Source organism: Microbacterium umsixpiens (assembly GCF_053543675.1).
This window is the reverse complement of sequence record NZ_JBLVOH010000031.1, coordinates 9686-19102: the sequence shown is the minus strand read 5'-3', so window position 1 is coordinate 19102 and position 9417 is coordinate 9686. Positions and strand designations below refer to the sequence as shown.

The window sequence follows — 9417 nt, the reverse complement described above, 5'->3', positions numbered from 1 at the left end:
CTGGCACAGTTGTGGGAGGCCGAACAGGATCGCAGAGCCGGCCGCGACCCCGGCCCCCTCGGGGATACCACATCGCTGCAGAACCCCTGGGCCGTCGATGACATCGCCGACGTGCTCGCCGCCGCCGAACTGAGGACAGCATGACGGAAGAACACCGCTTCGGATTTCGCACCAGAGCCCTGCACGCCGGTGGCACGCCCGACGCGGCGACCGGCGCCCGAGCGGTGCCGATCTACCAGACGACCTCGTTCGTCTTCGAGGATGCGGCGGATGCGGGGAATCTGTTCGCCCTGCAGAAGTACGGAAACATCTACTCGCGGATCGGCAATCCCACGGTCGCCGCACTGGAGGAGCGCCTGGCTTCGCTCGAAGGCGGCATCGGCGCCGTCGCGACCGCGTCGGGCATGAGCGCCGAGTTCATCACGTTCGCGGCGCTCGTCGGGGCCGGTGACCACGTCGTCGCCGCGGCCCAGCTCTACGGCGGAACGGTGACGCAACTCGACGTGACACTGCGACGGTTCGGGGTCGAGACGACGTTCGTCCCGTCCACCGACCCTGCCGACTATGCGGCGGCCATCCGTCCGGAGACCAAGGTCGTCTACGTCGAGATGATCGGCAACCCGTCCGGGGAGATCGCCGACATCGAAGGACTCGCAGCCGTCGCCCACGAGGCCGGGGTTCCCCTCGTGGTGGATGCGACGCTCGCCACGCCGTACCTGGCGCGGCCGCTCGAGCACGGTGCCGACATCGTGATCCACTCCGTGACGAAGTTCCTGGGCGGGCACGGCACCACCCTCGGCGGCGTCGTCATCGAGAAGGGTACTTTCGACTGGGGCAACGGCAAGTTCCCGCAGATGACCGAGCCCGTGGACTCCTACGGCGGCATCAAATGGTGGGACAACTTCGGGGAGTACGGATTCCTCACCAAGCTTCGCTCGGAGCAACTGCGCGACATCGGCCCGGCACTCAGCCCGCAGTCGGCCTTCAATCTTCTCCAGGGCATCGAGACGCTTCCGCAGCGCATCGATGCTCACCTCGCGAATGCACGCCTCGTCGCCGACTGGCTCGCCTCCGATCCGCGGGTCGCCTACGTGACGTGGGCGGGTCTCGAAGAGCATCCGCATCATGATCGGGCGGCGAAGTACCTGCCGCTCGGCCCCGGTTCGGTGTTCGCGTTCGGCGTCGCGGCGGAGGACGGCCGGAAGGCGGGGGAGACGGTGATCGAGAACCTGCAGCTCGCCTCCCACCTGGCCAACATCGGCGACGCTCGCACCCTCGTCATCCACCCGGCCTCGACGACGCACCGCCAGCTCACCGAGGCGCAGCTCGTCGCCGCGGGCGTGCGCCCCGACCTGATCCGCATCTCGGTGGGCCTCGAAGACGCCGAAGACATCATCTGGGACCTCGACCAGGCCCTCACGACCGCGACGGGAGCGAACCGATGAGCGAGACGCAGACGACCGCCGCGGATTCCTGCGCCGTTCCGGCGGTGTCGGACGGGGTGGCCTGTACGCTGCCCGGCGCACCGGCAGTTCACCCTGAGCGGACCTGGCCGGGGCCGAGTCAGCAAGAGCGCTTCGGTCTGCTCCGGCGAGCCAAGTCCATCGCGATCGTGGGGGCGTCGAACAATCCGGCACGCGCGTCGTACTTCGTGACGACATACCTGCTCTCCAGCACGTCGTACGACGTCTACCTCGTCAACCCGCGCGAGACCGAGATCCTCGGGCAGCCGGTCTACGCGTCGCTGAGCGACCTTCCCGTCGTCCCCGACATCGTGGATGTGTTCCGCCGGCACGACGACCTTCCGGGTGTCGCGCAGGAGGCGATCGAGGCGGGCGCGCAGACGCTCTGGCTGCAGCTCGGCTCATGGAATGAAGACGCTGCGGCGGTCGCCGAGGCGGCAGGGATGTCGGTGGTGATGGATCGTTGCATCAAGATCGAACACGCGCGATTCCACGGCGGTCTGCACCTCGCCGGGTTCGACACCGGCGTGATCAGCTCGCGGCGCCAGCTGCTCGCCCGCTGAGCATCGATCGGATCGAAACATAGACTGGCGACATGCCACTCATCGCGCTCACCGGCGGCATCGCCTCGGGGAAATCGACCATTGCCCGGCGACTGGCGGAGCACGGTGCGGTGATCGTCGACGCCGACCAGATCGTCCGCGACGTGCAGGCGCCGGGCTCGCCGGCGCTGGAGCGAATAGCGGAGACGTTCGGAGCATCGATGATCGACGGCGAGGGCGCGCTCGACCGCGCAGCCCTGGGTGCGAAGGTCTTCGGAGACCCCGAGCTGCTCGCTCAGCTGAACGCGATCGTGCACCCCGCCGTTCGGGAGGAGTCGCAGCGCCGATTCGATGCGGCGTTCACTACTGATGCGGATGCCGTGGTCGTCTACGACGTCCCCCTGCTGGTGGAGGCCAGAGTCGACGATCCGTGGGACCTGATCGTGGTCGCGCACGCCCCCGCGGCGGTGCGGCTCCAGCGGCTGACCGAGCTGCGGGGCATGGAAGAGAAAGCGGCGCAGGAGAGGGTCGACGCTCAGGTCTCCGACGAGAGGCGGCTCGCCATCGCGGATGTCGTGATCGACACGGCAGGAACCCTGGAGCGCACGCACGAGCAGACCGACGCGCTCTGGGAGCGCATCCGACACCGGTGACCTTACCCGGGCACGCCCCGGGATCGCGGGCGTGTCAGCGGCATCGCGCGAACTGGGGGCACTCGGGCCCGCTGGTATTCTGGTTGTGGGCGTGGGGACGCACCAGGGGATGGTCTGCTGGGGGATAGCTTTTCCGCGCTCTGGGGAGTGGAGAAGTGACTCAGGACAACCGTGGAATCTCACGTCGGACCGTCATGAAGGGCGCAGCCTGGTCGGTGCCAGTGATCGCCGCAGCAGTGGCATTGCCGATGGCCGCCGCGAGCGGGGCCAACACCAGCAACGACCTGGCGAACTACTACTGGGACGCCGAGGCGCAGGGTGGCTACACGGCCCTCGTGCCGGCAGCCGGAGGGCTCAGAGCCACTTTCAGCACGCAGATCAGTTATCGATCCCAGCCGGACTGGGTGAACCCGCCGACCGGTGCATCGCTGGTGGTCGTCGTCGAGTTCAGCTCGCCCGTAACACTCGACCCCGGATCGTCTCTCGGGTCCTGGGCTCCGGATCCCGCGAGCGGTTCGTCCGCACGGACGTTCACCTTCACCAAGACGCCGGCGAGCTTCGGCGACGCGCTGACGTTCAACGTGGTCGGCTCCGCAGGCGGGACGCTCACGTCGACGGCCACGATGCGCCTCATCGGCGGCGGCACGACCACGTGGTCCTCAGAGCCGTCTGCGAAGACGGCGACCATCGTCGCCTGACGGCCTCGATGTCGGAGGGGCGGCATACGCTGGAGGTATGCAACCCACGCGCAGTGTCCGCCCCTTCGAGGTCATCAGCGAGTACGCGCCCGCCGGCGACCAGCCGGCGGCGATCGCCGATCTGGCGGCGCGGATCAATGCGGGCGAGACCGACGTCGTGCTGCTCGGAGCGACGGGTACGGGAAAGTCGGCGACCACGGCCTGGCTCGTCGAGCAGGTGCAGCGGCCCACGCTCGTGCTCGCGCACAACAAGACGCTCGCGGCCCAATTGGCCAACGAATTCCGCGAGCTCATGCCGAACAACGCCGTCGAGTACTTCGTCTCGTACTACGACTACTACCAGCCAGAGGCCTACGTTCCACAGACAGACACCTTCATCGAGAAGGACTCGTCGATCAACTCCGAGGTCGAGCGGCTGCGGCATTCGACGACGAACTCGCTGCTGAGCCGTCGCGACGTGATCGTGGTCTCGACCGTCTCCTGCATCTACGGACTCGGCGCTCCCGAAGAGTATCTGCGCGCCATGGTGGCCCTGCAGGTGGGGGAGCGATACGACCGCGACGCGCTGATCCGCCAGTTCATCGCGATGCAGTACAACCGCAACGACGTCGACTTCTCACGGGGCAATTTCCGGGTACGCGGCGACACGATCGAGATCATCCCCGTCTACGAAGAGCACGCCATCCGTATCGAGCTGTTCGGCGACGAGATCGAGGCCCTGTACTCGCTCCACCCGCTCACGGGCGAGGTGATCGAGAAACTCGACGCCGTCCCGATCTTCCCTGCGTCTCACTACGTTGCCGGCACCGATGTGATCCAGCGTTCCATCGGCACCATCGAGCACGAGCTGGAAGAGCGCCTGGCCGAGTTCGAGCGGCAGGGCAAGCTCCTCGAGGCGCAGCGTCTGCGCATGCGCACCACGTTCGATCTCGAGATGCTGCAGCAGTTGGGCTTCTGCTCGGGGATCGAGAACTACTCGCGTCACATGGACGGGCGCATGCCGGGGGAGCCGCCGCACACGCTGCTCGACTTCTTCCCCGACGACTTCCTGCTGGTCATCGACGAGTCGCACGTCACCGTGCCCCAGATCGGCGCGATGTACGAGGGAGACGCGTCCCGCAAGCGCACCCTCGTCGATCACGGTTTCCGGCTGCCGAGCGCGATGGACAACCGTCCGCTGCGATGGGACGAGTTCAAGAACCGGATCGGACAGACCGTCTATCTGTCGGCCACGCCCGGCAAATACGAGATGGGGATCGCCGACGGCATCGTCGAGCAGATCATCCGTCCCACCGGTCTGGTCGACCCGCACATCGTCGTCAAACCGTCGAAGGGGCAGATCGACGACCTGCTGGAGGAGATCCGCGTCCGCGTCGAGCGGGACGAGCGGGTTCTCGTCACGACCCTCACGAAGAAGATGGCCGAAGAGCTGACCGACTTCCTCGGGGAGCACGGTGTGCGCGTGCGCTACCTGCACTCCGATGTCGACACGCTGCGTCGTGTCGAACTCCTCAGTGAGCTGCGTGCCGGCGTGTACGACGTGCTGGTCGGCATCAACCTGCTGCGTGAAGGTCTCGATCTTCCGGAGGTCTCGCTCGTGGCGATCCTGGATGCCGACAAGGAGGGCTTCCTGCGGTCGGGGACCTCACTCATCCAGACCATCGGTCGCGCCGCGCGAAACGTCTCGGGCGAAGTGCACATGTACGCCGACAAGATGACCGACTCGATGGCGAAGGCGATCGAGGAGACGGATCGTCGCCGCGAGAAGCAGGTCGCGTACAACAAGGAGCACGGCATCGACCCGCAGCCCCTCCGCAAACGCATCGCGGACATCACCGAGGTGCTCGCCCGCGAAGGCGCAGACACGGCGGAGATGATGTCGGGCCGTGGTCGCGCATCGGGCAAGGGCAAGTCGCCGACGCCCAACCTGCGTCGCACGGGCATCGCGGCCGAGGGAGCGCAACAGCTCGAAGCCACGATCCAGGATCTATCCGACCAGATGCTTGCGGCAGCCGCGGAGTTGAAATTCGAGCTCGCCGGACGCCTGCGCGACGAGGTGCAAGACCTCAAGAAGGAGCTGCGGGCGATGGAACGCGCGGGGCACGCGTAAGGCGCGACTCGGACCATGGATGCTGCGGGGAACGAGCTGGCCGATCGGATCCGGGCGCTGCTGAGCGCCGACGTCGGAATCGAGGAGCGGCGGATGTTCGGAACCCGGGCTTTCCTCGACGACGGGCGCATCCTTCTCGGAGCGCGGCCGGGCGGCGTGCTTCTGGTGCGTGTCGACGACGAGAACGGAGCGGCGCTCGTGACGCGCACGGGTGTCGCCCGGGCGGTGATGGGCTCGCGCACGATGGGATCCGGATGGCTCGACGTCTCGCCCGAGGTCATCGAGGACGACGGCGGTCTGATGTTCTGGCTCGACGTCGCGCGCGAGTCCTCCGGCTCGGCGACCGATGGATCCAACCAGGACTGACCCTACGGGCAGTGCATCAGAGGCTTGGGACCCGAGCGGTCGATCTCGTGCTGCGTCATCGGGGCGCCGCACAGCGGGCACGCGCGTTCGGCGCGTTCTGCGGCGCTCGGTGGGGGAGTCTTCTCATACGGGCCGACGGAGGCAGGACCGGCGAGCCGGATGAGATTGGTGTTCACCCAGGAATAGAGGCCACCTGCTTCGCGAATGCGGGTGCGAAGGGGTGGGCGGTCCGGGTCCTGTGCCATGTTGCTTAGTGTACTAATGATTAGCGCAGATGTATAGTCGAGGTTGTGACGGCTACAGACGACCTGCTCAAGCTGGAGAACCAGCTGTGCTTCGCCCTGGTGACCGCGGCGCGCAACGTCGTCGCCCTCTACCGCCCGATCCTCGAGCCTCTGGGTCTCACGCACCCGCAGTACCTCGTGATGCTCGCCCTGTGGGAGCGGGCGCCGCGGACGCTGAACGATCTCGCTCTGGATCTCGCTCTGGAACCCGCGACGGCATCGCCCCTGGTCAAGCGGCTCGAAGCAGAAGGCCTCGTGGCCCGACAGCGAAGCAGTGAGGACGAGCGGCGTCTGGAGATCACCCTGACCGCGGCGGGCGCGGCGCTGCGCGAACGGGCTGTAGACGTTCCGCACCAGGTCATGGCGGCGGTCGGCATGGGTATCGATGAGGTCGCCGCACTCCGCGACGGCCTCGGTCCGTTCGCCGGGCGGCGTCCCGATCTCGGCTGAGTCCGACCGACTCCGCCGAGCGCGGCTCGCGTCCCGACGACGGATTCCTCGGGAGTCGCGTCCTAGGGTGGAGTCATGTCGCGCCACGAAGCCCCGGTTTCCGGGGACCGGCGCGTCGGCGGCTCGCGCGTGCTCCGGGTTCTGCTGCCTCTCGTCGCAGTCGCGGGTTTCTTCGCCGTCGTCATGTTCGTAGCAGCGCAGCAGGGCCTTCCGCAGTTCCGCCCGCTGCCGGGCGGTGGAACGGAACTCGTCGATGTCGGGACCTCCGAGCCGGCGCCCGCCGAGATGACGCCCGGGCCGATGGAACAGACCGAGGAATCGCCACTGTTCAAGGTGATCCTGGCGGTCCTCGTCGCGATCGCGGTGCTGACGCTGCTGTTCTTCGGCGCGCGCGTGCTGGTCCGCTACCTGCGCGGACTCTGGCGAGATCGACCGCTCGAGAGGCGCGAGGCGGCCGCCGTCGACGCGATGAGCGTGGTCATCGCCGGGACGGATGCCGAGCCCGACGCCGCGATCATCCGAAGAGGGATCGACGAAGCGCTGCGGACGATCGATGTCGACCCGGCGCCGGGTGACAGCATCGTCGCCGCGTGGGTCGGTCTGGAGGAATCGGCGACGGATGCCGGTGCCGGTCGGGCCCCGCACGAGACGCCGTCCGAGTTCACGGTCCGGATCATCGGACGCCGCGCGGGAATCGCGGCTGACGTCGTCGCGCTGCTCGGACTGTACGAACAGGTCCGTTTCGGCGGTCTCGTCGCGGAGGAACGCGACCGCGCCACGGCAGCAGCGTGTCTACGTGGCATCCAGGCGGGGTGGCGATGAAGGGACGGCTGATTCTCCTGGGAGTCGGGGCGGCTGTCGCGGCCGTGGTCCTCGTGCTGCTCGGCGCACTCGGCGTGCCGACGCTGTTCGCCGCGTCCTGGCTGCTGATCGTGCTGACGATCGCGCTCGTGAGCCGTCAGGTCTTCTTCGACGAAGCCTCCCTCTGGCCCCCGGAGCGACGCCGACGTGCGGAGCGCGGCTCCGAGGTGTCTCGGCTCGCCTGGTCGATCAACTCGCGCACCGGTGTCGCCGGGCACGTGGTCGTCCGTCGGGTGCAGAACGTGCTGCGGCGACGACTGGCCCACCGGGGGCTCGACCTCGACGACCCCGCTCAACACGCGGCGATCGACGCGCTCCTCGGGCCGGGAGTACGTGAGTCTCTGCACAATCGCGAGGTTCAGGCTGCCGATCTCGAGCGGGTCCTCGACGCGGTCGAGCGCATCACCCCCGAGGGCCCCGCGAACTCAGATCCCCAGACCGCCGCGAAAGCCGGCACAGAGGAGAACCGATGAACACGGAAGACGTCACACAGATCGCCGCTCTCGGGCGTCGAGTGCGGGAGAGCGTCGGCGCAGTCGTCGTCGGCATGGACGAGCCGGTCACGATCGCCCTGGCCGCAATCTTCGCCGGTGGTCACGTGCTGTTCGAAGACGTCCCGGGACTCGGCAAGACACTTGCAGCGCGGAGCCTGGCCTCCGCGCTGGGCCTGGACTTCCGGCGATTGCAGTGCACTCCCGACATGCTCCCCGGTGACGTCACAGGGTCGTACGTGTACGCACCGGCGACGGGCGAGTTCCCGTTCCGGCCGGGGCCCATCTTCACCGGACTGCTGCTGGCGGACGAGATCAACCGCACCACCCCCAAGACGCAGTCGGCGATGCTCGAGGCGATGGCGGAGCGTCAGGTCACCGTCGAGGGCAACAGCTTCCCACTGCCCCGACCGTTCCACGTCATCGCCACATCGAATCCGATCGAGTACGAGGGGACCTACGCGCTTCCCGAGGCCCAGCTCGACCGCTTCATGGTGCGACTCTCGGTCGGATATCCGGACGCGGACGACGAGACCCGCATCATCCTGGACCGGGTGCGACGACAGTCGCCCGATGTGTCCGTCGAACCGGCCGTCGACGGCGACGGCTTGCTGGCGATCCAGCGAGCGGTGGAACGGATCCACGTCGACGCGGATGTCGCCCGCTACTGCGTCGAGCTGGTCCGCGCCACACGCGAGGCGGTGAACGTCTCGGTGGGCGCCTCTCCACGCGGCTCGCAGTCCCTGGTGCTGCTCGGACGCGCTCTCGCGGCACTGGACGGACGTGCGTATGTGCGACCGGACGACATCAAGCGCATCGCGGAGCCCGTGCTCGCGCACCGCCTCACCCTCACCCCGCAGGCCTGGGCGCAGGGCGTGGATCCCCGAGCGGTCGTCGCGGCGGTCGTCGCGAAGACGTCGGTGCCGCCGACCGTCTCCGCGGTGCGATGACCGATCCGATCCGCGTCTCCGAGCGCACGACTCTCCGCTGGCGGCGGACCCCCGTCGTCGCGATCGGTGTGGCCGGGGCGGCGCTGCTCGTCGCGGCGGGGCTCGCCTTCTCGCGGCCGGACATCATCGGCATCGGCCTGCCTCTCGCGCTGACGACGGCCTGGATGCTGGTGCGCCGGCCTGCCACGGCCGATCTGCGGGTCGAACTGCGCGCGCAGGCCGGCGTGGGCGGTGAGCAGGCGGAGGCATGGGGCGACCTCGACATCCACGTCGATGCGGATTGGGTGCAGCTCGCCGTCGCGCAGGACAAGGGCCCGCAGCGACTCGCAGATGTCGGCGTCGGTCGATCCGTGGTCACCACGAGGACACGCCTTCAGCATTCCGGCCCCTTGGATCTGTTGAGCGTGACGGCGCGGTGCGTGGCGCAGGACGGCGCCTGGATCACGGAGGAGGCTCCGGCTGCCGGTATCCGGTGGAACACGCCGCCGCGCGTACTCCGGCTCGCGGGACTCCCCGTCGCACCGCGGCTCACCGGTCTTCACGGTGCTC

The 9417-nt window shown here is 68.2% G+C and carries 11 protein-coding genes and 1 pseudogene; 11 read left to right on the top strand and 1 reads right to left on the bottom strand.

Going from position 1 to position 9417, the window contains the following annotated elements:
• The first annotated feature begins 140 nt into the window (after positions 1 to 140).
• The 6 genes from ACNPM4_RS03345 (at position 141) to ACNPM4_RS03320 (ending at position 5832) form a co-directional block, all read left to right on the top strand.
• A complete protein-coding gene (locus ACNPM4_RS03345) occupies positions 141 to 1445 on the top strand; it encodes an O-acetylhomoserine aminocarboxypropyltransferase/cysteine synthase family protein (protein ID WP_448984689.1) in 1305 nt (434 codons plus the stop codon).
• The gene (locus ACNPM4_RS03340; RefSeq protein ID WP_448984688.1) at positions 1442 to 2026 is read left to right on the top strand and encodes a CoA-binding protein; all 585 of its coding nucleotides are present in this window, start codon (positions 1442 to 1444) and stop codon (positions 2024 to 2026) included. Before ACNPM4_RS03345 ends, ACNPM4_RS03340 begins: the two co-directional genes overlap by 4 nt.
• Positions 2027 to 2058: 32 nt before the next feature.
• On the top strand, positions 2059 to 2658 hold the full coding sequence (gene coaE / locus ACNPM4_RS03335) for a dephospho-CoA kinase (protein WP_372466557.1): 600 nt from the start codon (positions 2059 to 2061) through the stop codon (positions 2656 to 2658).
• 155 nt (positions 2659 to 2813) lie between these two features.
• Positions 2814 to 3356 carry a hypothetical protein gene (locus tag ACNPM4_RS03330; RefSeq protein WP_372466558.1) on the top strand — a complete coding sequence of 181 codons (543 nt, stop codon included), beginning with the start codon at positions 2814 to 2816 and terminating at the stop codon, positions 3354 to 3356.
• A 37-nt stretch (positions 3357 to 3393) separates the two neighbouring features.
• Complete coding sequence (gene uvrB / locus ACNPM4_RS03325) at positions 3394 to 5466, top strand: excinuclease ABC subunit UvrB (protein ID WP_029261607.1); 2073 nt, start codon at positions 3394 to 3396, stop codon at positions 5464 to 5466.
• 15 nt (positions 5467 to 5481) lie between these two features.
• A complete protein-coding gene (locus ACNPM4_RS03320) occupies positions 5482 to 5832 on the top strand; it encodes a TfoX/Sxy family protein (RefSeq protein ID WP_029261608.1) in 351 nt (116 codons plus the stop codon).
• 2 nt (positions 5833 to 5834) lie between these two features.
• Here the strand turns inward: ACNPM4_RS03320 and ACNPM4_RS03315 are convergent, their stop codons facing one another.
• Entirely contained in the window at positions 5835 to 6077 is a 243-nt protein-coding gene (locus tag ACNPM4_RS03315; protein WP_081859978.1) for a hypothetical protein, read from the bottom strand.
• A gap of 45 nt (positions 6078 to 6122) precedes the next feature.
• On the opposite strand from ACNPM4_RS03315, the gene ACNPM4_RS03310 reads away from it, so the two are divergent.
• The 5 genes and pseudogenes from ACNPM4_RS03310 to ACNPM4_RS03290 all read left to right on the top strand — a co-directional run.
• Complete coding sequence (locus tag ACNPM4_RS03310; RefSeq protein WP_029261609.1) at positions 6123 to 6566, top strand: MarR family winged helix-turn-helix transcriptional regulator; 444 nt, start codon at positions 6123 to 6125, stop codon at positions 6564 to 6566.
• 75 nt (positions 6567 to 6641) lie between these two features.
• The gene (locus tag ACNPM4_RS03305; protein ID WP_448984687.1) at positions 6642 to 7388 is read left to right on the top strand and encodes a DUF4129 domain-containing protein; all 747 of its coding nucleotides are present in this window, start codon (positions 6642 to 6644) and stop codon (positions 7386 to 7388) included.
• Positions 7385 to 7900, top strand: a complete 516-nt coding sequence (locus ACNPM4_RS03300) for a hypothetical protein (protein WP_448984686.1) — start codon at positions 7385 to 7387, stop codon at positions 7898 to 7900. The genes ACNPM4_RS03305 and ACNPM4_RS03300 overlap by 4 nt, the downstream gene beginning before the upstream one ends.
• The gene (locus ACNPM4_RS03295) at positions 7897 to 8868 is read left to right on the top strand and encodes an AAA family ATPase (protein WP_448984685.1); all 972 of its coding nucleotides are present in this window, start codon (positions 7897 to 7899) and stop codon (positions 8866 to 8868) included. The genes ACNPM4_RS03300 and ACNPM4_RS03295 overlap by 4 nt, the downstream gene beginning before the upstream one ends.
• Positions 8865 to 9417: pseudogene (locus ACNPM4_RS03290) on the top strand (DUF58 domain-containing protein); the annotation flags it as partial. The gene ACNPM4_RS03295 and the pseudogene ACNPM4_RS03290, both read left to right, overlap by 4 nt.

Excerpts from the sequence above, each read along its gene's own strand:
- ACNPM4_RS03345 (WP_448984689.1), top strand. The coding sequence starts at position 141 with ATGACGGAAGAACACCGCTTCGGATTTCGCACCAGAGCCCTGCACGCC.
- ACNPM4_RS03340 (WP_448984688.1), top strand. The coding sequence starts at position 1,442 with ATGAGCGAGACGCAGACGACCGCCGCGGATTCCTGCGCCGTTCCGGCG.
- coaE (WP_372466557.1), top strand. The coding sequence starts at position 2,059 with ATGCCACTCATCGCGCTCACCGGCGGCATCGCCTCGGGGAAATCGACC.
- uvrB (WP_029261607.1), top strand. The coding sequence starts at position 3,394 with ATGCAACCCACGCGCAGTGTCCGCCCCTTCGAGGTCATCAGCGAGTAC.
- ACNPM4_RS03320 (WP_029261608.1), top strand. The coding sequence starts at position 5,482 with ATGGATGCTGCGGGGAACGAGCTGGCCGATCGGATCCGGGCGCTGCTG.
- ACNPM4_RS03315 (WP_081859978.1), bottom strand. The coding sequence starts at position 6,077 with ATGGCACAGGACCCGGACCGCCCACCCCTTCGCACCCGCATTCGCGAA.
- ACNPM4_RS03305 (WP_448984687.1), top strand. The coding sequence starts at position 6,642 with ATGTCGCGCCACGAAGCCCCGGTTTCCGGGGACCGGCGCGTCGGCGGC.
- ACNPM4_RS03300 (WP_448984686.1), top strand. The coding sequence starts at position 7,385 with ATGAAGGGACGGCTGATTCTCCTGGGAGTCGGGGCGGCTGTCGCGGCC.
- ACNPM4_RS03295 (WP_448984685.1), top strand. The coding sequence starts at position 7,897 with ATGAACACGGAAGACGTCACACAGATCGCCGCTCTCGGGCGTCGAGTG.